The organism is Nostoc sp. NOS(2021) (assembly GCF_017115025.1).
GTDB lineage: Bacteria > Cyanobacteriota > Cyanobacteriia > Cyanobacteriales > Nostocaceae > Nostoc.
Window position 1 is genome coordinate 41,487 of sequence record NZ_JABXKM010000344.1, and the last position, 22,654, is coordinate 64,140.

20 protein-coding genes and 1 tRNA gene are annotated in these 22,654 nt (G+C 41.7%); 11 read left to right on the top strand and 10 right to left on the bottom strand.

Features of this window, described 5'->3' with window-relative positions:
* Positions 1-81 precede the first annotated feature (81 nt).
* From HWQ41_RS33790 to HWQ41_RS33825, 8 genes are all read right to left on the bottom strand, one after another.
* Positions 82-240 carry a hypothetical protein gene (locus HWQ41_RS33790; RefSeq protein ID WP_292772582.1) on the bottom strand — a complete coding sequence of 53 codons (159 nt, stop codon included), beginning with the start codon at positions 238-240 and terminating at the stop codon, positions 82-84.
* 10 nt (positions 241-250) lie between these two features.
* Positions 251-745 (bottom strand): hypothetical protein, encoded by a 495-nt coding sequence (locus tag HWQ41_RS33795; protein ID WP_292772584.1) that lies wholly within the window; start codon positions 743-745, stop codon positions 251-253.
* Between the two features lie 403 nt (positions 746-1,148).
* A complete protein-coding gene (gltX, locus tag HWQ41_RS33800; RefSeq protein ID WP_292772586.1) occupies positions 1,149-2,594 on the bottom strand; it encodes a glutamate--tRNA ligase in 1,446 nt (481 codons plus the stop codon).
* 228 nt (positions 2,595-2,822) lie between these two features.
* Positions 2,823-2,896: transfer RNA gene (locus tag HWQ41_RS33805), tRNA-Asp, on the bottom strand.
* Between the two features lie 101 nt (positions 2,897-2,997).
* On the bottom strand, positions 2,998-4,524 hold the full coding sequence (locus HWQ41_RS33810; protein ID WP_292772588.1) for a serine/threonine-protein kinase: 1,527 nt from the start codon (positions 4,522-4,524) through the stop codon (positions 2,998-3,000).
* A 101-nt stretch (positions 4,525-4,625) separates the two neighbouring features.
* Complete coding sequence (locus HWQ41_RS33815; protein WP_292772590.1) at positions 4,626-6,248, bottom strand: serine/threonine-protein kinase; 1,623 nt, start codon at positions 6,246-6,248, stop codon at positions 4,626-4,628.
* A 327-nt stretch (positions 6,249-6,575) separates the two neighbouring features.
* Positions 6,576-7,760, bottom strand: coding sequence for an esterase-like activity of phytase family protein (locus tag HWQ41_RS33820; RefSeq protein WP_292772591.1), 1,185 nt, complete (start codon positions 7,758-7,760; stop codon positions 6,576-6,578).
* A gap of 415 nt (positions 7,761-8,175) precedes the next feature.
* Positions 8,176-9,636 carry a TM0106 family RecB-like putative nuclease gene (locus tag HWQ41_RS33825; RefSeq protein ID WP_292772593.1) on the bottom strand — a complete coding sequence of 487 codons (1,461 nt, stop codon included), beginning with the start codon at positions 9,634-9,636 and terminating at the stop codon, positions 8,176-8,178.
* 247 nt (positions 9,637-9,883) lie between these two features.
* Between HWQ41_RS33825 and HWQ41_RS33830 the strand changes: the two genes are divergently transcribed.
* From HWQ41_RS33830 to HWQ41_RS33875, 10 genes are all read left to right on the top strand, one after another.
* The gene (locus HWQ41_RS33830) at positions 9,884-11,074 is read left to right on the top strand and encodes an aminotransferase class V-fold PLP-dependent enzyme (RefSeq protein ID WP_292772595.1); all 1,191 of its coding nucleotides are present in this window, start codon (positions 9,884-9,886) and stop codon (positions 11,072-11,074) included.
* A gap of 326 nt (positions 11,075-11,400) precedes the next feature.
* A complete protein-coding gene (locus HWQ41_RS33835; RefSeq protein ID WP_292772597.1) occupies positions 11,401-11,925 on the top strand; it encodes an ATP-binding protein in 525 nt (174 codons plus the stop codon).
* A gap of 14 nt (positions 11,926-11,939) precedes the next feature.
* Positions 11,940-13,022, top strand: coding sequence for a glycosyl transferase (locus HWQ41_RS33840; protein ID WP_292772599.1), 1,083 nt, complete (start codon positions 11,940-11,942; stop codon positions 13,020-13,022).
* Positions 13,023-13,079: 57 nt separating this feature from the next.
* Positions 13,080-13,568: a hypothetical protein gene (locus HWQ41_RS33845; protein WP_292772601.1), complete on the top strand. Its 489-nt coding sequence runs from the start codon at positions 13,080-13,082 to the stop codon at positions 13,566-13,568.
* Positions 13,565-13,789 (top strand): hypothetical protein, encoded by a 225-nt coding sequence (locus HWQ41_RS33850; protein WP_292772603.1) that lies wholly within the window; start codon positions 13,565-13,567, stop codon positions 13,787-13,789. Before HWQ41_RS33845 ends, HWQ41_RS33850 begins: the two co-directional genes overlap by 4 nt.
* Before the next feature lie 225 nt (positions 13,790-14,014).
* A complete protein-coding gene (locus tag HWQ41_RS33855; protein ID WP_292772605.1) occupies positions 14,015-14,428 on the top strand; it encodes a secondary thiamine-phosphate synthase enzyme YjbQ in 414 nt (137 codons plus the stop codon).
* 296 nt (positions 14,429-14,724) lie between these two features.
* Complete coding sequence (locus tag HWQ41_RS33860; protein ID WP_292772607.1) at positions 14,725-15,474, top strand: hypothetical protein; 750 nt, start codon at positions 14,725-14,727, stop codon at positions 15,472-15,474.
* An 89-nt stretch (positions 15,475-15,563) separates the two neighbouring features.
* A complete protein-coding gene (locus tag HWQ41_RS33865) occupies positions 15,564-16,373 on the top strand; it encodes a Nif3-like dinuclear metal center hexameric protein (RefSeq protein ID WP_292772609.1) in 810 nt (269 codons plus the stop codon).
* A 303-nt stretch (positions 16,374-16,676) separates the two neighbouring features.
* Positions 16,677-16,895, top strand: a complete 219-nt coding sequence (locus HWQ41_RS33870) for a hypothetical protein (RefSeq protein WP_292772611.1) — start codon at positions 16,677-16,679, stop codon at positions 16,893-16,895.
* Positions 16,896-17,498: 603 nt separating this feature from the next.
* Positions 17,499-17,810 (top strand): DUF6679 family protein, encoded by a 312-nt coding sequence (locus HWQ41_RS33875; protein WP_012408115.1) that lies wholly within the window; start codon positions 17,499-17,501, stop codon positions 17,808-17,810.
* 119 nt (positions 17,811-17,929) lie between these two features.
* Here HWQ41_RS33875 and HWQ41_RS33880 read toward each other — a convergent pair whose 3' ends face one another.
* Positions 17,930-19,597 (bottom strand): MBL fold metallo-hydrolase, encoded by a 1,668-nt coding sequence (locus tag HWQ41_RS33880; protein WP_292772613.1) that lies wholly within the window; start codon positions 19,595-19,597, stop codon positions 17,930-17,932.
* A gap of 783 nt (positions 19,598-20,380) precedes the next feature.
* A complete protein-coding gene (rpiA, locus tag HWQ41_RS33885) occupies positions 20,381-21,091 on the bottom strand; it encodes a ribose-5-phosphate isomerase RpiA (RefSeq protein ID WP_292772615.1) in 711 nt (236 codons plus the stop codon).
* 295 nt (positions 21,092-21,386) lie between these two features.
* On the opposite strand from rpiA, the gene HWQ41_RS33890 reads away from it, so the two are divergent.
* The gene (locus tag HWQ41_RS33890; RefSeq protein WP_292772617.1) at positions 21,387-22,403 is read left to right on the top strand and encodes an NHL repeat-containing protein; all 1,017 of its coding nucleotides are present in this window, start codon (positions 21,387-21,389) and stop codon (positions 22,401-22,403) included.
* Positions 22,404-22,654 lie beyond the last annotated feature (251 nt).

The following is a 22,654-nucleotide window of genomic DNA, read 5'->3' on the forward strand; positions in this document are numbered from 1 at the left end:
CGCACGAGAAAAGGGAGCGCAACGGGATGCAAAGACACGGAGAATTTCTCCAGAATGCTCCTCGTGTCCTTCAAGCCCTTCTCAATCATCATTCTGAGGGAGTGGGGGAGATGAGGGAGCAGGGGAAGCAAGCGGAGATAAGGGAGAAGAACCAATACACCATGCCCCATGCCCCATGCTCCATGCTCCATGCCCCATGCCCAATGCCCAATGCTCAATGCCCAATGCCCAATGCCCCATGCCCCATGCCCTATTTAACTTCTGTAATTTGTAGAGTGTAAGGAAGATACTTGCCTTTTTCGTAGGAACCAACCCAAATTTGGTAACTTCCAGCCAGCCATTCACCAACAATGCCGGCATTTTTGCCATCAAAATCGTCATTGCACCAAGTACCACCGGGCCCCTTGATAATCATCGTGGTGTCTTCAGGACTTTGCACTTGCAACTTCAAATAATCAAATTTACTTGTTAATGCTAATGTGTGGTCTGGTGTTTCATCAACAAATCCAGTACAAGGCCCAGTGGCTGTTTCGCTCCTTCCGGCTACTTGGCTCCCAGATATTGAACCACCACTCATCCCGCGAACTGTTAGGGGGTCTGGCGAAAACCGGGGGTCAATGGTGACATCTCCAAATATCGTTGGCGCTTCCTGAGCATCAGTCACAGCATTAACTGTCGATATGATGAACAGCGTAACTATCATGAACGATAATCTCATCCCTCTATTGAGCGCTTTTTTCGGCATTGTAATTACGTTCGCTTCTAAGTGTTTTTGAAGACATGAATTTTACACACCAAGTTCCCAACGTGAGGAGAATTGACTACCTATTTTAGATTTGAAATTGGGGATAATTCATTAGTAATTAGTGAATGATTTCTTGTTGCTATAGTTGCTCTACCTTATGGATAGGGGCGCACATTTGTGCGCCCCTAAAATCTAAAATATTTCTAAAATCTGGAATTTACTTCTCCCACTGCTAAAAGCAGATGGGATTCTTGAGACCTAGAACGGTGTGGGCTGAGTCAAACAGCCTCTACCCACTTGTACTAAAGTACTCGTGCTTACTTGAAAACAATGCTGTTAAGTGTTTTATCAACGTGGCATTTGACTATTAGATATAGTCTTGTTTTCTTAATTATGGTAATCGCTAATTAGCTTCTGTTAATGCCCGACTCAAGCGCGACTTATCTAAACCAATCTGATTTAGTAGTAACCAAGATTGGATCAGGTCGGGGCCATGAACATCTCCAGTTAAAGCTGCTCTGAGCGATCGCATTACTAAGCCTTTTTTGACTTTTTGCTCTTTCACCACTTGTTTAATAATTTCCTGGGCGATGGCTTCGGACAGTTGCGGCTGATTTTCCAAAGCTGTGACAATCCCCTCAAGGACAGCAGCAGAACCTTCTTGCTTAAGTTGTGTACTGGCTTCCTCGCTAAATTCAACTGTGTCGCTAAAAAACAGTTGGCTTTGAGCTACTGCATCTACCAGGCGAGTCAAACTCTGGCTAATTAAAGTTACTAGCTGTTCTAACCAGGGGCGTTCTCTTCCACCATCAAATTTATACCCAGCCCCTTGCCAATAGGGTATGACTAAATCTGTGAGTTTATCTACTGGCGTATTGTGGATATACTGACTGTTCAACCAATCCAGCTTCTTCCAGTCAAATTTTGCACCTGCTTTATTTACACGCTCAAAACCAAATTCTTTCGCTGCTGTTTCTAAGGTAAATATTTCTTGCGTCGAGTCTGGTGGCGACCAACCCAGCAATGTCATGTAATTCACCAAGCCTTCAGCAGTAAAGCCCATTTTATGAAAGTCAGAAATGGAAGTGACACCATCTCGCTTTGAAAGCTTGCGTCCTTCCATGTTCAAAATCAGCGGTGTGTGGGAAAACTCTGGGATTTTTGCACCCATTGCTTCATACAGTAAAATTTGCTTGGCGGTGTTGGCGATGTGGTCTTCTCCCCGAATGACATGGGTGATTTGCATATCGATGTCATCCACCACAACGACAAAGTTGTATAAAGGTTGACCGCTACCCTCTTCTGAAGCGCGGGCGATGACCATATCACCACCTAAATCGCTACCTTGCCAAGACATCTTTCCCCTTACTAAGTCATTCCAGACAATTTCCCGCCCATCTTCGATTTGGAAGCGAATCACAGAGGAGCGACCTTCGGCTTCAAATGCGGCGCGTTGTTCTGGCGTGAGGTGACGGTGACGGTTGTCATACCGAGGTGCTTCGCCTCTAGCTTTTTGGGCTTCTCGGAGCGCCTCAAGTTCTTCGGAAGTGGTGTAACAGCGATAGGCTAATCCTTGATCTAGCAGTTTTTGTACTGCATCTTTATAAAGATCCAGGCGTTGGGATTGAAAAAATGGCCCTTCATCCCAATTCAGTCCTAGCCAGCGCAGTCCTTCAAGAATATTGTCAGTGTATTCGGGACGCGATCGCTCTAAGTCTGTGTCTTCTATTCGCAGTATAAATTTCCCGCCGTGGTGGCGGGCAAATAACCAGTTAAATACAGCCGTTCTAGCTGTACCAATATGTAAATTTCCGGTTGGACTCGGCGCAATTCGGACTCTGACAGTCACAGTTAATTCTCTCTTTCGCAAAGCTTGATAAATGTAGCTTATATTTAAACCCTGAATCCTGAGTCAAAGAAATGGAGACTGAGAAGCCGCCTCATAACCAATGCCCAATTTCTATATTACTCAGGACTCAGCAATAAGTTGGAAAGGCAGTTTCCGCCGTTAGCGTCACGCAAAGCGAGTCTGCGAGCGTCTCTGAACGACTGGGACTCACTACTCATAAATTTAGAACGGGACTGACGGGGCTCGAACCCGCAACTTCCGCCGTGACAGGGCGGTGCTCTAACCAATTGAACTACAGTCCCTTGTTTGGCAACTTTGCTATTATCACTATTTATTTTCTACTTGTCAAGTGTTTTGGAGTTGGGAATTATTTTACCCGTCTCCCTAGCGTGAGAATTTTTCGTTAAATAGAGCCTGATAATACAACCAGTGGCTCTGATTCCAGATGCTGCAATATCCGGGATTGCATTTGTTTATACTGCTGCTTTAATAGCTGCTTGCTCAACTGGGGTTGAGAAGCAGGTGGTAGACTCTGACTCTGTTGCACCCAGGTTTTCAACATTTGCCGCTGAGTTGGCTCGATGCGGCTGCTGAGAACGTTGGTGCAAGAATGTGGTGTTTCCAGAGTAAAGAGAATCAAAGGATAGCGTTCATTTTCAGCCAGGAAACTTACCATCCTAAGATTTTGGGGATTTTGCATATCTAAGTAGCACGGTAGCCACTTAGGAGCCAATTGTCGATTGTAGAGTACAGTCACCCACAACAGCATTGGGTGAGGGGATGTCATGAAGATAAACTGGTTGTAACGAGTAGAAAGGGCATAGTTTTTGATTTCTTGTTTAGGCAACATCAACCATAGCGCTGTCATAGATCCTTGTGCGGTGTCTAGAAGCTGGGGAAAAACAATTTCTTGAATTGGTTTATTTTGAGGCCATAAAACTTGCCGACAGCTTTGTTCTACTATGATTGGTAATCCAGAATACAAGGGAGGGCTAAGGATGGAACTAGGAGCTAAAATTGTCGGTAAACTGGCAGCATGGCACTGTTCCAAACTGTTTAATACTTGCAAAATTTGAGCGATATTTTGTGGGCGATCGCTTGCTTTTTTAGCCAGACAAGCCATGATTAAATTATTTAGCTTCTGAGGTAATTTAAGAGTGGGTTTAACATCTGCGATCGCTTTTGGTTGTTCAAAGTGATGTGCTTTATACCAAGCACCAAAATAATCAGTTTCTGGTTGCCAAGGTTTTTTGCCTGTGAGCATCTCAAACATCATCACACCCAGGCTATAAATATCAGAGCGACTATCTAATTTTTCCCCATCTAGCTGTTCTGGAGAACAATAGGGTAAAGTGCCATTAAATCCCCTACTTGTACTAGCTGTTGATACATAATTTAAAAACCTAGCAATACCAAAATCGAGAATTTTAACTAACTGGCCCAATATCGGATCGGGAATAACTAATATATTGGCAGGCTTGATATCTCTATGAACCAACGGACAAATTTTGCCATCAATGTTAATACCTTGATGGGCGCACTGTAAGCCCAAACAAATTTGGCGAGAGAGAGTCAAAAACATGGGCAGGGGCAACGGAATTAAATCCTTTAAACTCTTGCCGCTTAGATATTCCATAACGTAGTATGGTTTTCCTTTCTCATTTACACCATAATCATACGCCCGCACTATATGTACGCTCTTTTGACTCAAAGCTGCACTCATTAAAGCTTCACGAGCAAAGTCTTGTTGCATCTTGGTATCGACAACAGTCTGAGTCAAAAACTTGATAGCAACTGGTATACCTCCTAACAAAATATCATTTGCTAAAAAAACTTCACCCATGCCACCGCTGCCAATTAATTGCTTGAGTTGATAACGATTGGCAAGCAAGCCCGTACTACTTAGAGATGTAAATGGGCTTTGATTCACTTTGATCACCTTTGCTGCTGAGTCTATTTAAAGTTAGCAATACACACATAAGAATATTATTAGGTAATGGCGGCAAGGATTTTGATTTTGATGGCGGACTTTCAATGACGTGATAAAAGTTTAAAAAAAATCTCCAAAAATTTAGCCATCCAAATTTTTAAACCTTCTTTATCAGTTTTTTGATCTGCGGCTAACTTTCCTAATATGTCTAATTTAAGTTTTTCATACTCTGTTTTTAGAATGTTTTTGGCTTGATTAGGCAAAGTTATTTCATTTGACTGTTGACTCATATCTAAGTAGTCTACAAGTTGCTGGCGCTGGTTAGCCGTGAGGCTTAAAGTCGTTACATAAGAGCAACGGCTTGGATCTTCTAGGGCAAAAAGTAGTAGATGATAGTAGCCTACTTCTGCTAAACTACGCACTATCTTCTGCCCTTTATTATCTTTTAAATCCAAAAAATAAGGTAGCCACTTCGTCAGGGAAGGCTGGGCATTGTATAGGATTGTAACCCATAATAGCATCGGGTATACATTCATTTGACTAATAAATTCAGTGCCATGTATTTTGCCCAAAAAGTTTGTAATCTCTTGTTTGGGCAACATTGCCCAAAAAGTTGGTATGGGTCTTTGGGTAGTATGTAGTAAATGGGGAAAACCAATTCGCGCAATTGGTTTATTTTTAGGCCAATGTTTCTGCCAACACTCTTGTTCTGATAATAATGTTGCAGGTACTAATTGGATGGGGATTGAGAGGTGAATAATTTCACTGCTATTGGTAGAACTAACTTTATTAACCTGAATATTAACCTTTTCTAAATCTTCTAATATTTGGTTGATATTTTGAGGGCGATCGCTTACTTCTTTAGCTAAACAACTCATCAACATTTTTTCTAATATCTGTGGTATTTTGACTTGCGGATTCACTTGCTCAACTGTAGGTGGCATTTGAAAGCGATGCGCTTGATACCAAGTACCAAAGGAGTTACTTTTTGTCTGAAATGGATGCTTTCCTGACAGCATCTCAAACATTAGTACTCCCAAACTATAAATGTCAGAGCGGATATCTAGCAATTTGCGCCCTTCCATATGTTCTGGAGAACAGTAAGGCAAACTGCCAATAAAAGAATCTGTCAGGGTCATCCCACTTCGCTCTGTTAGAAATTTGGCAATACCAAAATCTAGGATTTTAACAATTTCTCCTTGTTTACTATCTTCACTAATGAATATATTTTCTGGTTTAATATCCCGATGAACAATGGGATAAATCTCTCCTTTGAGGCTGATACCTTGGTGGGCACATTGTAAGCCTAAACAAATTTGATTACAAATCTCCAAAAACTTCGATATTGTTAAGGGCTGAATTTTGAGAATTTGTTTGAGATTTTTTCCTTGGAGGTATTCCATTACATAAAAGGGAGTTTTATCTTCAGTAACTCCGTAACTTAAAATGCGAACAATATGTTTACTTTTGCGACCCAATTGAGCGCCAATAAAAATCTCTCTGGCAAAGCGTTGGGACATTTGCTGGTTTGCCAAACTGAGTGATAAGATTTTAATTGCGATCAGCATACCACCCTTAGCAGTATCTTCTGCTAAATAAACTCTACCCATCCCCCCTTTGCCAATCAAATCTCTGATTAAATAGCGATTGTTTAAAAATTGCCCAATGTAATCGTCTAACTCTGCTTTTTGCCCTACCATATTCTCAATTTTATTTTTTGGCATAAAAATCATTTATCAAAAATATTGTTGGCAAAATACTTTAATAAGTCTAGCTAATTATTAAATTTAAATCTAAAAGATATCATAGTGTTGGAGAAAATTAATTATATGTTGTAATCATAGTTAATCTATCTAGAAAATTTCCTAAACATTCTATAACATATTTATTAAAGAATACGGTTGAGAAATTACACGTAAACTACAAATAGGCTAGAAAAAGTTGCCTAGTAGATTCCGTGAATACACAGGAATAAGCTTCAAACAAGTAAATAGCAGTAAAGGCGCGATGTCTACGACGGGCGTAGCTGCGGCACCTTGATCTCTGTACAGCTAATGGTTGAGATTCGGGATTAAACTGCGTAATAATCTGATTAGTGTTGTTTCAATTTTAATTTTAAAGGCTAATATCTGGGTGCGTTGCAGGGAGTTGAAATTGTTGTCACTGATGAGAATTAATGATTGCTGTCCATCGGGTAGTTTAGGGCCAAGAGTTAAGCCTTCAATGTTGTCTAGCAGTACATCTAGGGTTCTCAAATCTAACAGCAGTTTTTTCTGAACTGGTTTAATATTCTGGGAGTCAACTGCTAAAAGGCTATCTATCTTATGAATATCATCAGCCCCTTCTAAAGAAACCTGAAACAGGGAAATAGCAAATCCTAAACCAGTAAAAGACCGTTCTAAACTTAGGAAGTGTCCTTGATTATCGAGAGCAAGTAAATCAGGTAATCCACTAGCGAATTTGCCAATAAGATCCAAAAATGGTTTAACTGGTTCAGTTTGGTAAATAAATTCCTTTTCTGGCTGGTTGTTGAGCAAGTTGGATTGCAAAATCCGACAAGGACTACCGATGTTAGGTTTAGCTGCGACACCATCTTGAATTAGAGCATTTTCAGTGGCTGTGAATATATGCTTTTTATCGGGTGTGATGGTGAGGCTTTCAAAAGCCAAATTGTTACGGATACCTTTTTGACTACTTTTATCTGGCAAAAATTTGTTTGGTATGGGAAGCGTTGCAATTTCTCTGCCAGAAGATAGCGAGAACTCTTTAATAAAAGGATTAATTAATTTTCCAGCATCGCCTTCAGAAGAAATAAATACAGTTGCTTTATTAGTTAAGGCAATACCTTCTGTATCAGTTTCACCAGGGCGAAATGTTTGACCATTTTCATTTAATAATGTGGTAACACTGACAGGAATAACTCCACCTTTTTGTAGGGAACCTTTGCTCAAGTCTATTTTCAGGGTGTAGAAACGGGCGGCAGCTTTTTGTCCACGGTCATCGGAAATAGCATAATAAAGGTTGCTTTTTGGATCATAGGTAATTCCAGACAAACCTCCAACTTCAGTTTTTTTAAAGATTAAACCTTTCGGTAAAGTGGCTTCACCAATAAACTCTATGCTACTGATTTCAATAGCATTTGACAGTAAGTTTGTGAATAATAAAATGATGATTATAATCGGGATAAATAAGTAAATAATTTGCGGGAATGCGAAGATTTTTTTAATTAGCTGCATAGATTTTTTTGTTAAATCAACACGCGATGGGGAGGCACAACTATATTTAACTTGCATAATTAAGGCGCTCATGTTGCCATTGGTGTCAACTTAACGTGAAAGCCAGTCTAGAACAAGTTTTTAGAGATTGTCTCGTTCCCAGTCAGAGACTGGGAATGCCTAATCTGAGGCTCCGCCTCTCGACTTGCGGCAGAGCCGCAATGAGCAAGCATTTCCAGCCTCTGGCTGGAAACGAGGTTTGAAAAGGGTTTTGGCTTAAGTTGACACCAATGGCTTTTCGGCCCAACCCACAAGAGTTTAATTTAATTCGATTATGCAATTTAGATTTTTTTCAGCTTCCAAGCCTGAAAACTCTTATGAAATCAGGTTTTCTTAATTTTGAATTGTTAAAAACTTTTAGAAAATGTGAAATGACTTAAGCTAGTCGCAAACCATATTCGTCCTGAAAAAAGTTTACAAGCCAGTCTTTGACTCTGCGGGTAGCGCGGCAATCATCTTCGTTGTAGCTTTGGATAATTTCTAGTAAGGTGCGATCGCCTGTTTCTAGCCACTGATCATACCAGTAAATACACTTGGCACCACTAGCTTCTTTTTCCCGCCACTCAAATCCTAACCAACGAGCGATCGCTTTGAGGGCATAGCTTTCTACAGGCAATGCTACACTTTGGGTTAATTGTTCATACACATCCACAAATCGACTCAGTACAGGACGTACTGAGGCGTAGGGAGTGTTGTAAAGCTTTGCCAACCGTTTGACTGTATCAAACTCGTAGACACAAAAATGGTAAATTGGCGCTTCGGGATATTGCCAAACCAAATCCAAAAATTGCTGCCAAACTAATTCTTCGCCTTCTGGTTTATCTGCTAAAAATGAATAAAACTGTTCTGTATTGGCAAGTCTATCAACGACCAAAACTCCCAAAAGATAATTTAAATTTAAGTCTGGTTGTGCCTCAATATCAAAGTAAAGCTCTATGGGTGCTGTGAATGTAATATCTTTTATTGGTAGTGGATAGGGTAAAATAAGCGGTCGTTTTTCCAGTGCAGATTGAGCTTGCACTACTAGCTTGGGCGCTACTTCACTGTCAAAACCAAGTAGGTTTTCTAAGGTGCTGGGACTGGTGTTAGCGAGAGATTCCAGTGTGGTGATGGCTAAGGCTTGCAGTTCAGTGTAGCGAATGGGTGTTACACCTGGTAACAATGAGAGATGTTTTTCAGATTGAGCGATCGCATAACATTGACTATACCAATGGCAAAGATTGCACTTTTGCCGAGCAATAAACACCTCTGGCGGATTCGGTAACTCTAAAACTTGAATAAACTCCTCCAGAATCTGCTGCATCCGTGGTATCCATTTGAACAGATCCACCGCATAATTTGTATTTTTGGTTCGTAATATCAGCGAAGCTGTTTCAGGCGGAACTCCCTGTACTATTGCCAATACTTGGACATGAAATGCAGCGACAACTTGATATTCTTGCTTAGGGCGCTTACCCAATTCGATACTAGCCGGGACATAGATCCAATCTCCAAAATGGGATTGTCCTGGCCGTTTCACAAGTAAATCTGGACGACTCAGTAGGGTGTATGCTTCAGAATAAGGTGCTGACAGTACTCCTTTATATATGTACTCAACCCCACGCTGCATCAATTCTAAAGTTGCCTTCTCTCCCCTTTCCCAGTTTCCGTATGAATAATCTGGTTGGTGATAAGTCACCTGTGCCAAAGCACTCAGCTGATGAGCGATTTTGTCCTGTTGCAGTTTTCGTAGCAACTCATTGGGAGCATCGCGCTGACTTTTGTCACCGTGGATATCTAGAAAAGGCCGGCGTTTACAGCGTTGGTATTGCAGTAGGGATTCAGCATTAATTAGCATCCTTTTAAGTTAACAAGAATTAGCACACTCTGGGAGTAACTTAGACAATTAATTAGGACTTACGCAAAACTACACATGGTAGGGGCAATTCATGTAGACGCAGGCTTCCCGCAGGGTATTGCCCCTAAGAAGAAAATCAGGTTTCGGCTATTGTTTGCGTAAGTCCTGTTAATAATGGAGTCAGAGAGGGGGAGATGAGGGAGATGAGAAACTAATGCTAATCTAAAATCTAAAATCTAAAATTGTTATGACCAGTACTTCTGTTGCACAAACCAGGTTACATAGCCATCGAGAGCAATTTCCCGCTTTAGCAAATAAGGCTTATTTCAATTATGGGGGACAAGGGCCGATGCCCCAAAGGGCAATGGATGCTATCACCCAAACTCAAGCTCATGTTCAGCACATAGGCCCCTTTGGCTATGAGGCGTATCGCTGGATAGCGCCCCAGACTCAAGCTGTAAGAGAAGCGATCGCTTCAGAGTTACATACACCAGCTGAAACAATTTCCCTGACAGATAATGTCACAGTTGGCTGTAATATCGCCATGTGGGGCATTGAGTGGCAAGCTGGCGACCATATGCTGCTCTCAGACTGCGAACACCCAGGCGTGATTGCCACAGCCCAGGAAATCGCGCGGAGATTCGCTGTAGAAGTTACTACCTGTCCTCTCAAGGCGACTTTAAATGAGGGCGACCCCGTAAAAGTTATTGTCCAGCACTTGCGCCCTAATACCCGCCTAGTGATATTGAGTCATGTTTTCTGGAATACTGGTCAAGTTTTACCTCTTGATAAAATTGCCGAAGTATGCAGAAATAATCATTCTTTACTATTGATAGATGCTGCCCAATCTGCTGGTTTGTTGCCTTTAAATTTAACTGAATTGGGAGTAGATTTTTATGCTTTCACTGGTCACAAATGGTTATGTGGCCCTGCGGGTGCTGGTGGTTTGTATGTTCGACCAGAAGCACGAGAAAACCTGAAACCTACGTTTATTGGCTTCAATGGCATTGTTGTAAATAGTCAATCTCAGCCTGTGGGTTGGCTTCCAGATGGGCGACGATACGAAGTGTCTACATTAGCTTATCCTTTGTATGTTGGGTTAAAGGAGGCGATCGCAATTCATCAGCAATGGGGAACGTCACAGGAACGTTACGAGCAAATTTGCCAGAATAGTGAGTACCTCTGGCGACAATTGACGGCGTTATCCGATATTAAATGTCTACGAACTTCCCCACCCGAAAGCGGTTTAGTCTCCTTCCAACTTGCAAATAATCAGCCCCAAGCTCATTTGAAGTTGGTGCAATTTTTAGAGTCACAAAGGATATTAACTCGGACAATTGCCGATCCTAGCTGTATACGTGCCAGCATCCATTACTTTACTTTAGAATCGGAAATCGACCAATTGGTTGAGGCGATTCAAAGTTTTTGCAAAATGTAGGATAAGTAGCAATACGCTTGGGTTAAGGCTAAAACTCTTTGTAAAAGTCATTTTTTTTAACGAACCGCAAAGGGCGCAAAGGACGCAAAGAAGAGAAGGAAGAGAAGGAAGAAATGCTTAACTGAACTGTATTGGGATAAGTAGGAAGGCACAATTAAATATAAGATAAAACCTCACCCTCAATCCCTCTCCTTGGTAAGGAGAGGGAAGCCGGAGGCAGAGTGAGGTTTTATATTTAATTTGACCCACTTACTTAACTGCGAATTCTATTCGCCAAGGCTAGTAAATTAGACTTTACTTTACTTTACTTTACTTTACTGAACTAAATGAAAACCCTTTATTTACTTTGTGGCTTGGCATTTTCCGGTAAAAGTACCTTAGCTAAAGCAATAGTCAATTATCTAAACTGTGCATTTATAAGTTTGGATGATATCAATAAAGAGCGAGGGCTTGGTTTTGGTGGAGATGGTATTCCTGTTGAAGAGTGGGAAAATACTCACCAGATCGCAATTGGTATTTTGGACAATTTAATGCAGCTACAACAAGATATTATTCTTGATGATACAAACTGTTTTCATTGGTTGCGTGACAGATTTAGAGAGGTCGCCAAACGACATAATTATGAAACCAAAGTAATTTACCTCGATGTTCCGCTAGAGGAAATTTACATAAGAATGGAAATGAATGAACAAACTAAAAAACGTCAAGGAATCAAGAAGGAGATTTTTGCAGAACTAATACAAAATTTTCAGCCTCCTGAAATAGATGAAAATATTTTGCTATTCAAGAATGAATACACCATCAAAGACTGGCTAGAAACTCAATTACATTCTACATTTAATAATTTATAATTTTTAACTTCAAAATGGAACGCCCAATCTTATACTTAGCCATAACTAACCACGGCTTTGGTCATGCTACCCGCACGGCTTCTGTAGCTGCGACAATTCAAAAATTATGTCCAGAAGTTCTGCTAATTCTAGCGACTACTGCCCCACGCTGGTTGCTAGAGTGCTATATAGAAGGCGATTTTATCTATCGTCCGCGTCCATTTGATTTGGGTGTGGTGCAAACGGATAGTTTGACAATGGATAAAGTTGCGACTTTAGAAAAGTTGCTCGATATTAAGAAGCATCAAAATTCGCTGATTGCTTCAGAAGTCAATTTTATTCGCCAAAATCGCGTTAATCTCATCTTGGCAGATATTCCCTTCCTCGCTCCTGGGTTTGCCAAAGCTGCAAACATTCCCTGCTGGATGATGAGTAACTTTGGCTGGGACTTTATCTACCGAAATTGGGGAGGCGAATTTACCACAATTGCTGATTGGATTAGTGATTGGTACTCAAAGTGCGATCGCCTGTTTCGTCTCCCCTTCCACGAACCAATGCAAGATTTTAACAATATCACAGATGTCGGCTTAACAGGCGGTTCTCCCCGTTACTCTGCTGATAATTTACGCTCTCTTTGGGGAATAACTGCACCAATGGAAAAAACTATTTTGTTGACCTTTGGCGGCTTAGGTTTGCAGCAAATCCCCTATGAAAACCTCCGGCGATTTCCAGATTGGCAATTTATCGTCTTTGATCAATCTGCGCCTGATTTACCTAATTTAGTGAAAATTAATGACCATAAATACCGCCCTGTAGATTTTATGCCTATTTGTGGGCGAGTCGTTTCTAAACCCGGTTACAGTACTTTTGCTGAAGCCACAATACTAGGAGTACCTATTGTTACCATACCGCGTGATGATTTTGCTGAAGCAACTTTTATAATAGAAGGCATAACTAATTATAACCAGCATCAAATCATCACCCCATCTGAGTTTTTTCAAGGGACTTGGGATTTTCTTTATGAGTTACCCCAACCACCAAAGCAATCTCAACCAATTGCTAAGGATGGTAATGAAGCGATCGCTCATGCCGTTATTAACTATTTCCAGTCAAATTAAAGTTATTCCAAACAACATAAATTAATAATGGAAAATCCAACAATAGATAAATAAACGTTGGAATTAGCCGCTCAAGATGTGCGTCGAGTGATTGAAAGACAAAAGGAAGAACGGCAAATTTTAATCACCCAGATGAATATCCTATTTGTCACAAACACTGCGCTGCTAAGTTTTCTAACAATATCCAGACTGATTCCTATATTTAGTATCTTCAGTGCGTTAGAAATATTGTTATTTTTCATCAACTTTCTGTTACTCATCTGGGCTTTGTTACCACGTAAGTTTTTTATCAGCCCCAATCTAGAAGAAAACGAAGAAAAGAAAGAAAAGCTAGAATTTCCAGAGGATTATTTAACGTTTTCGGCTCAAGAATACCATTTACAGATGTTAGCTGACTTGAGAGAGACTTATAATAAGAACCAGAAGCAAGTAGATGATATTTCCCTAGCCTTGAAATATGCTACTGGTGTTACGGCTGGAATTACTGTGATTGCCTTGTTACATCAAGTAACAGTTTATTTCATTCCTGAATTACAAAAACTATGAATACCAACCAAAACGATACAACATATTCTAAAAAGAGTTTGGAACTGCCAGAGCCGAACCTAGATAACATTACAGCTTTGTCTCACAATCTGCCTAACACACCGATCATCCCTGATATCCTAAAAAATTCTGTAAATGCGGTGTTAAGCCTATTTAGGAGAAGACATACTCAGTCTAGCGATCAACCAACGGCAGAACAACAACCAAATCAAGCAGATTGAACGGGAGCATCTCACTTTTGTAAAAACACACCTGCCCTGGCGAATGGAATTCGCGGCTATACAGACAAAACCCACCTGCGTGGGTTTCAAATTCTTTGAGTCCGCGTAGGCGGACTTCGTTTGTGTAGCCGCGATTTCTAATCGCCTAGTATATTTGCAAAGGTGAGATGCTCCCGATTGAACTGCTAATATAGCTTTTACTGTCATCAATAATTACTGTTTTAAATGAGTCACTACCAAAAGTTACTAAAAATTTCCACCACGGGCAAATCTTTTTACAACATCACTGCGAAAATTGAAGCGGCAGTTGCAGAGTCGGGAGTTGAAACTGGTCTTTGTACTCTATTTTTGCGCCACACTTCAGCCAGTTTAGTCATCCAAGAAAATGCTGATCCCGATGTTCTTGTGGATTTAGCTAACTTTATGACGAAACTCGTGCCAGAATCGGAAAAATACATCCACGATGCAGAAGGCCCTGATGATATGCCGGCACACATTCGTACCGCACTCACCCACACTTCTGAACATATCCCCATTAATCGTGGTCATCTGGTACTGGGAACTTGGCAGGGAATTTATATTTGGGAACATCGCCAGCGCAGTCATGTAAGAGAATTAGTTGTTCACGTTTCTGGATAGAGATTTCTCAGGTTTCATTTATTCAAAGTGTAGCTTTGTAGAGTTTAAATACTCTGTTTATATTGCGTATTCTTTGGGTATAATATTGTAAACTGCGCGGTGATATGCATTAAATAAATTTCGCCGTGATCACTTGATAATGAAAATTATTGAGGCAAAATTAACCAGAGACACACTAAATAATTCGTGTCAAATTGTAAATTTAAAAGTTAAGTTTATTTGTGATTATTTAATCATCTATTTGTTCCGATATAAACTAATATTTAGTGTAAGCTGCCTGGGCTATTTCAATTACTATGAAGCAAAAACTGACACCAACTCATACTTTCCAATTTATTGATGAAATATTTGCCCAGCAGTCTGTAAACTTATTGTCACTTAATCCCCACAAGACATTAATTACCAGTTTTGCAGAATTGGGAAATTTGATTGTTGAACAAAACACCGATATTAAACTCCTCACAACCCTTCAGGAAACTATCGAATCCATAGTGTATACTCAGTTGCAAAATTTTCCAGAAAATATATTCTGGGATTTTGATTTTCTGGTAAGTAGTATGCTTAGGCAAGCTTTAATCGCAGATGAGGGCGCTATTACTTTTTTAAAAGTTTTTGGCGAAAAGATGGTTTCTCTGACAGAGATGTTCGGAAATAAAACAGAAATGCGCTTCCGTTACGTTCACGATTTTATGTATGGATTTGAGTGGGCAAGATGGGTACAAAAAGAGCCACAAAAACGCGCACATATAGAGCCTTTTAGTCTGGTTTTTTTGGATTATTTGCTCGTCAAAGGGAAGGAACTTTTACAACGTATTAGTCATGGTCAGATCACATCTTATAAACTATGTGATACCGGTTACCGCAATCCCTTCACATTTTCTCGTGAACCAGAAGATGAATACCGTCTGCTAACTTGTCTTGCTGAAGAACAACTTATCCCAGTGGCAGTGTGGAACTGGAATGCTAGCCCTGTATGGAACAAACCTTTCCAAGAAATGCGCCAGCAATTAGCATTAAAATTAAATATTCAACCACAGAGACACTGATAATAAATTCTAAACTCAAAAATGGAACCCTTTAAAAGGCAAGTATTGAGCTACTTGCTGCATACAAAATAATTGCCTGGAAATATAGTATGAAAATTGCTGATTTAATTACTTGGTTTGAAGCATGGGCAAATCCCGCTTGGTGTGAAAGCTGGGATAATTGTGGCTGGCAGATTGAACCAGGAGTTTTGCAGGAAAAAGCACGGGTTTTGGTGTGTTTGACACCGACTTTGGCAGTAATGCAAGAAGCGATCGCTCTTAATGCTAATCTGATATTTGCCCATCATCCCTTAATTTTTAATCCTCTCAAATCTTTACGCACTGGTGAAGCGATCGCCGAAATGGTACGGTTAGCCTTTACCCACAATATTGGTATTTATACTGCCCACACGAATTTCGACCAAGTGCAGGATGGTACTGCTGACGTTTTGGCTCAGATTTTAGAACTCAAAGAAGTTACTCCCATAGTACCTACACAAGCAGGATTAGGATATGGTCGTGTTGGTTTGCTAGAGCCGTTTCTGACATTACAGGAATTACTCGCGACAATTCAAACCCGACTTGCTACCCCTAATTTGATTTTTTCCCCAACTGCTGATTTACAACAAACAATTTCACGAGTTGCTGTTTTGGGTGGTTCGGGGGCTAGTTACATTTCAGCTGTCGCCAAAACTGGTGCGACAGCTTATCTGACTTCTGATTGTAAATTCCATCAGTTTCAAGAAAGCCGCGATGCCTACGGCGGGCTGGGCCTACGCAGTCTCATTTTAATCGATGCCGGACATTACGCTACCGAACGTCCAGCTTGCGATCGCTTGGTGCAAAAATTCCAGTCCTTAAACCTAGACTGGGTGCAATTAAGTCAAAAAGATGAAGATTTCCGCCAGTTTTTTGCTTGATTGCTGATGTTTCACTATATTTTTTGGATACTTGCCTAAAAGTTTCTCTATGTTTTAATATTGTTAAATCATGTGCCTTTTCAATATCAGTGCTAAAAAGTTTGGCAACCATCTATCTGCGTATATTAATAGATAGACGTACCTAGAGCTAATATTGTGACCCCTTATTGTGATGCTATTGTGATGCAAATCACTAATTACGTGTAATGATAATCACATGATATTCATGTTCCATATCAATTAGTAGCAGAGGAAAATGTTCCACACTTGAGGTAACAAATTGTTTACTCTGCCCTAATTAAGATGATTCGCACACTCGTTGAATCTGCCTTCCAAACTGGATATCTTAGTGTTGAATCTGAGGGTTTACTCCATCAAGTGCTAGCCACTAAATGCTGGAAGGAAGAGGATTTGTCAGCCCTGGCAGCCCTATACAATGCAGTTCGCGCCGGCCAAATTAAACGAGAAGCGTCCTCGTCGAATGTGCTTATGGAATTTCCCCTACCCTATAAATCTTGCTGATACTCCCACAGAAGATGGGGGACAGGGGCAATTTTCTCTCTTCTTTGCCTCTTTTGCCTCTTCCCCCGACTCCGTTGCCTTTTTCTTAGTCATAAACAGGCAAAAACCTTAAAAACTCAAAACTCTTTGGGTGTTGTTGTTGAAAACCATCAAGGTCAGCAAGAGAATGAGTTAAGATCAGATACACATGGGTAAAAGTAAAGCCAAGTCCCCGGACTTCCCAGTAATGCCAATGAGTAAAAGTAGGCAAGTTAAACAACCGCAATCAACGATTTTTTTGGAGTATTCTTTATTACATAATGGTAAGAATGACTCACCAACAAATATAAACCTGGTTAGGACAGGTACCGAATTGTTTGACTTCTATGAAGCAGACATTCCCTAGAATGAGCCGGAGGGAGATTGAGTTCATTGGTACAGCAACCATTGATTTATGACCCAACATTTCCCGATATTTTGACAACTAAAGCAAATGTTAGGATTGGGTCATGAAGCGTACTTGTTCTGAACCGTGAAATTAACCTCTTAAAGGTGTAATGTAAAGGGGTAGAACCCAGATTTTGACAGGTTTAACTACGTTGTTTAAAAAGGCAGAAACAGTACATGCTACACCGCAAGATTTATCAACTGTGTTGCGATGGGCGCGAGGTATGTGTTTTCTTGCGGGACCAGCAACGCTGGATTGAACGCGCCCGCATCATCGACATAGAGGGAGATTTAGTGACCCTACGCTATGAAACAGAAGAAGAGGACGAAGTTTGTTCTTGGGAAGAAATGGTTCGCCTCGAGAGCATTGGTGCTGTAACGCAAAAATTGGCTTCAGTACCACGCGGTAATGTGGAACCTTTGATGACTGAAGATTGTCCCGAAGCTGAACGCATCCACAACCGTTACACTGACTCGAATCCAGAATAATCAGTCATTAGTCATTAGTGAGCCAGCGCGGTCTTGGGGGTTTCCCCCATGAGCGACTGGCGAACCGGTAAGGGTCATTAGTCATTAGTTAAAAATGACAAAGGGCACCGGACTAATGACTATTGGCTATCATTCAAACCTTCAAAAGCAGGACAGTAACCTTCTAGAGTTACCTTAAAGTTATACAACGGGGAAGCTGGATTCCAACACCGCTGCCCCCTTTGATGTCGGCAAGTACCACAACAGTCTACATCCGTCCATGTATAGCGATCGCTATTTTGGTTGAGCAGTTCTCGTTGAGACAATCCCCTTAATACTAGTTCTTCCCCTTGCCAACGAGCTTCGATTAAACCAGTATCGGCAAATTGCCGCCAACGCGGATCAGCAGTAATCACATCGGGTAGGGTGATTGTGATTACTGTTCCCAACTCTGTCAGTTCGCCTTCGTAGTTAGTTTCTGGCGCTGCCGGTTGTAAAAATGTATCGCCGATGGGCAGTTCTACTAAGGTGTCAGCCGCCGGGGAATGTACATGGTAGCGGTTTTGCAACTCCTCTAAGCTAGTCAGGTCTGCCAAGTAGGCAGGAGAACCGTGGACAAAAATCACGTGCTGGGGTCGCAAATTATGAATTAGCTGCGTAGTACCAGGGCCATCACTATGTTGAGCCAGGAGATAGGTTTCGATAGTGGTGGGTGCTAAATATTCTTTGTTAACTTTTATATCAATTTTTTCTGGTACGAGGATCAGCCAAGGGCCTGTGTCTAGTTGGCAGTGTTCACCTAAATCAGATGTAGAGTCGGTAAGGACTATACAAGGTGACTTGCCCACAATGGGACGATGTTCTGGTTGTAAACGACGCACGCGGGGACGCACCCGTTCATCCCAAAACAAGGGTTGATGGCGGGCGAAGTTCTGCACGGATGGGGGAAGGTGGGGTAGCAGTTCTAGGTACGCATCACACCCAGTGGCGACAGCACCATCTACCCAAATATCCAAATCTCGTCCGGTGAAGTGGTGATGAGACCGTAAGAGCATTAATAATTCTTGACCCAGCCCTAAAGCTGGGGTGGGAAGAATTACAGAACAATGGTCGGCGATCGCCCGATTAATTCGCTCTGCTAGTTGATTTTCTTGGTTGCGGCGGTGAGGATGACGGGATGTGCCATAACTGCCTTCAATGATCAGCACATCCAAGTCTAATCCTCGCAATTCCTCTAAACGCAAACCTTCTACCAATCGGGAGTTTGACAGGAAAAAGTCACCTGTATACAGTAGCTTGTAAGTACGCTGCTGCGTGGTGTAGGTAAGTAGAATTGCCACTGCCCCTGGTAGATGCCCTGCGGGAAATAATTCTGCTACCAGACCCTCTTGGAATTCCACAGGCGATCGCAATGGCAAGGCATGACAAAATTGGGAAATTTCCTCACGGTCTTGGTCTAGCCAATTCAGCGGCAGTAACTTGCTGGTTACTTCGCTGCCATAAATAGGTAACTTTGGAAAAGCTTTATGCAGTGCCAGTAAGCCTCTGGCGTGATCTGGGTGGGCGTGACTAATCAAAACTAAATCTGCTGGTAGGGGCGAACTCGCTCCACGTACCGACTTCGTAAGCCCTTTCGCCAGTGATGAAATATCCTCCAAACCACAATCCAACAAGATGCGGTGTGGGCCCATCTTCACCAATAAACACACGCCCTCATTGTCATGCTGGACACTATAGGGCAAACATTCTAATTCACTACCCGCTTCCGCAGCATCTACGCGAGAGGATGCCGACAGATTATCCCTCATGCTTCCTCCCCTCAAACCTCATCATCATCGACATATCCCAAAAGCCAAAAGTTACACAGATTTTGGTTTTGTGACTTAGGGGTAAGTTTTATCGTGCGCCCCTACACCCTGAGAATACGGATTTTTGATTGGGGAGGACGCCTCCACCGAACCCGCACTGGTTCGGAAAGGTGGGCTAACGAGAAGCCATCAAACTAGGAGCTAAAGGAGTTTGGCTCTTGTTTATTTTCCCTTTGCAAGTTCTGAGCTATCTTAGCCAACTCACCCTACGGGAAGTCGCCCAAGTGTCTACAGACCTCTTTCAATGTGCGGAGCCATTGCCGTGATAGTTATCTGAATCATAGAATCCATTTTTCGTGCCAAAAAATAAGCACGAAAGCGTAAATATAACTGTTAATCCAGCTAGAATCAGCTTTACATCCATTAGTTTGCTGTCCCTTAACTCAAAGACTTTCCTATATTAATTTAGTGCTTCTGCAATCAAACGCAATCACTAGAAAATCTTTACTATGCTTATGTGGATTGGGCAATAGGTAAATTTACCGCAATCAGTCAGATTGTAGAACCTTTCGGTCAACCTGTCTATCCATCTAGACGTAAACCAATATGAATGAGTGCGATGTCTACGACGGGCTACGCCTACGCAATCCTCTACAGCCCGTACAAATCTTCATCTAGAATCTGCTGAATCGAAAAAGGACGCTGCGCGAAGGGAGAAGCAACTGGCTAGCGAATTCCATTCGCTAGCTCTAGGGATATTTTTACAAAAGTGAGATGCACCCTTTACAGTCGCCGCACTAATGGCTGACCATCTTTGACTTCACCAATCAAAACTAAATCGACACAGTTAACGAAAATACCATTTTCCAGAACGCCGGGAATATTATTCAATGTCTTTTCTAGGCTGATTGGATCTTCAATAGAGTCAAATCTGACATCTAAGACAAAGTTACCTTGGTCAGTGATCACTGGGCCAGCCTTTCTTACACCCATACGAAGTTCTGGTTTGCCACCGAGTTTTTTGATGGCATTGGTTACAGGAGTAATTGCCATTGGAATCACTTCCACAGGCACAGGGAAACTAGAACCCAAGCGGTCTACTAACTTACCACTATCTACCACGACGATGAACTGTTCTGCTAGGTAATCTACGACTTTTTCGCGGGTATGTGCTGCACCACCGCCTTTAATCAAATTCTTCTGCGGATCGACTTCATCAGCCCCATCAATGGCAATATCGATGTGGTCGATAGCGTCTAAGGTGGCGAGAGGGACACCGTACTGCTTCGCCAGCACTTCTGACTGAAACGAGGTGGGTATCCCAATGATATCTTTGAGTTCACCAGACTTGAGGCGATCGCCTAAAAACTGAATCGTATATGCTGTAGTTGACCCCGTACCCAACCCCACAATCGAACCCGACTTTACCAGGGCTGCGGCGGCTTTGCCAACTTCTTGCTTCATCAACTTTACGGGATCTGCTGCTGCGGTCATTGCCAAAACTCCTGAAAAACTGACTATAGTCCATAGTAATGGGCAGATAACGCTAAAAGATGAAAGGTAAAAAATATAGAAGTAAGCGGTGAAGCTACTTGTGGAGAACAAGGATTTAAATTAGTTGAACAGACCAAGCTTGATGTTGTCTTAGCAGATTTATTACTACTCAAAGACGTATTGACAAAATCGCGTTGCTCCCCTACATAACTAGCAACTTGAGTTACTAACAGAAATGCTACGAATGTATGATTAACTGTACTAAGTAATTATGGTTGTTTTAGCTAACAAAATTATGAGATTTTTCAATTTTTGTCAGATCAGCCTGCCACTGATCAGCTTTGCATTGCTAGGGTGCATCGCCCCAAAAGCTAATGCAGCACTTTTAGCGGGGAGTTATTATAATAACTCCGTTCTGGGCTACGACGAAAAAACGGGAGAATTCATTGATGACTTCGTTCCTTCAGGTAGTGGCGGACTACAGGGACCAACTGGTTTAACTATTGGACCCGATAAAAATCTGTATGTTAGTAGTATTTTGAGCGGTAGCGTCCAACGTTACGACGGGAAAACAGGGAATTTCATTAGTACTTTTGTTCCTTCAGGTAGTGGTGGACTAGATACACCTGAAGACTTGGTTTTTGGGCCTGACAGCAACCTCTACGTTACCAGTATTAACAGCCGCACTAGTAATAGTGTTCTACGCTACAACGGGCAAACCGGAGCATTTATCAATGCCTTTGTCCCCTCAGGTAGGGGCGGACTCAGTGCGCCTTTTGGTTTGAGCTTTGGTTCAGATGGGAACCTCTACGTCAGTAGTACTCTTACTGATAGTATTTTAAGGTACAACGGGCAAACCGGAGCTTTTATCGACACTTTTGCAACAGAGAAAAAAGGGTCAGGACCTGGTGGCTTAACCTTTGGACCAGACGGCAATCTCTACGTCGCTAACTTTGAGACTAGCAATATTTCTCGCTTTAACGGTAAGACAGGAGCCTTTATCGACACTTTTATCCCAGCTGGCACTGGCGGACTCAATGATCCTGTCAAGCCAATCTTCGGTCCCGACGGAAACCTTTATGTTAGTGGTTTAATTAGTAACAACGTGTTGCGTTACGACGGCAAGACAGGAGCTTTTATTGACAACTTTATCCCTAACGGTCGAGGTGGGTTGAAGGGGGCTGGCTTTTTGGCTTTCACTGAAGACAGCACTCTTATTCCTGAACCTAGAATGGGGCTAGCTGTGTTGGCACTTGGTGCTGCGCTAGGAGCAAGCAAGCTACTTAGGCGTAAGCAGAAAGCCACATCATAAAAATCCAGCAATTACTAGAGCTTGAGTAGGAATTCCAGGCAATTTGAGCATTTTGATTCCAAACACTCAAAAATTTGAATCTAAATTGAATCTACTACAATTTGGGGGAGTAGCAGCCATTGGCTGCTACTCCCCCTCTAATAATAATGATTATTAAGAAATAAGATGTTTTTGCCCTGTTACCCAGCCTAAATTCGTCATTAACTGAGTTACAGGTTATTAGGAACACCAAATTTTGCGTTAACCTCAGT

Excerpts from the sequence above, each read along its gene's own strand:
- HWQ41_RS33795 (WP_292772584.1), bottom strand. The coding sequence starts at position 745 with ATGCCGAAAAAAGCGCTCAATAGAGGGATGAGATTATCGTTCATGATA.
- HWQ41_RS33840 (WP_292772599.1), top strand. The coding sequence starts at position 11,940 with ATGGAACGCCCAATCTTATACTTAGCCATAACTAACCACGGCTTTGGT.
- HWQ41_RS33890 (WP_292772617.1), top strand. The coding sequence starts at position 21,387 with ATGAGATTTTTCAATTTTTGTCAGATCAGCCTGCCACTGATCAGCTTT.
- HWQ41_RS33855 (WP_292772605.1), top strand. The coding sequence starts at position 14,015 with ATGAGTCACTACCAAAAGTTACTAAAAATTTCCACCACGGGCAAATCT.
- HWQ41_RS33870 (WP_292772611.1), top strand. The coding sequence starts at position 16,677 with ATGATTCGCACACTCGTTGAATCTGCCTTCCAAACTGGATATCTTAGT.
- HWQ41_RS33790 (WP_292772582.1), bottom strand. The coding sequence starts at position 240 with ATGGGGCATTGGGCATTGGGCATTGAGCATTGGGCATTGGGCATGGGG.
- rpiA (WP_292772615.1), bottom strand. The coding sequence starts at position 21,091 with ATGACCGCAGCAGCAGATCCCGTAAAGTTGATGAAGCAAGAAGTTGGC.
- HWQ41_RS33830 (WP_292772595.1), top strand. The coding sequence starts at position 9,884 with ATGACCAGTACTTCTGTTGCACAAACCAGGTTACATAGCCATCGAGAG.
- HWQ41_RS33875 (WP_012408115.1), top strand. The coding sequence starts at position 17,499 with ATGCTACACCGCAAGATTTATCAACTGTGTTGCGATGGGCGCGAGGTA.
- HWQ41_RS33880 (WP_292772613.1), bottom strand. The coding sequence starts at position 19,597 with ATGAGGGATAATCTGTCGGCATCCTCTCGCGTAGATGCTGCGGAAGCG.
- HWQ41_RS33815 (WP_292772590.1), bottom strand. The coding sequence starts at position 6,248 with ATGCCAAAAAATAAAATTGAGAATATGGTAGGGCAAAAAGCAGAGTTA.
- HWQ41_RS33825 (WP_292772593.1), bottom strand. The coding sequence starts at position 9,636 with ATGCTAATTAATGCTGAATCCCTACTGCAATACCAACGCTGTAAACGC.
- HWQ41_RS33835 (WP_292772597.1), top strand. The coding sequence starts at position 11,401 with ATGAAAACCCTTTATTTACTTTGTGGCTTGGCATTTTCCGGTAAAAGT.
- HWQ41_RS33865 (WP_292772609.1), top strand. The coding sequence starts at position 15,564 with ATGAAAATTGCTGATTTAATTACTTGGTTTGAAGCATGGGCAAATCCC.
- HWQ41_RS33860 (WP_292772607.1), top strand. The coding sequence starts at position 14,725 with ATGAAGCAAAAACTGACACCAACTCATACTTTCCAATTTATTGATGAA.
- HWQ41_RS33820 (WP_292772591.1), bottom strand. The coding sequence starts at position 7,760 with ATGCAGCTAATTAAAAAAATCTTCGCATTCCCGCAAATTATTTACTTA.
- HWQ41_RS33850 (WP_292772603.1), top strand. The coding sequence starts at position 13,565 with ATGAATACCAACCAAAACGATACAACATATTCTAAAAAGAGTTTGGAA.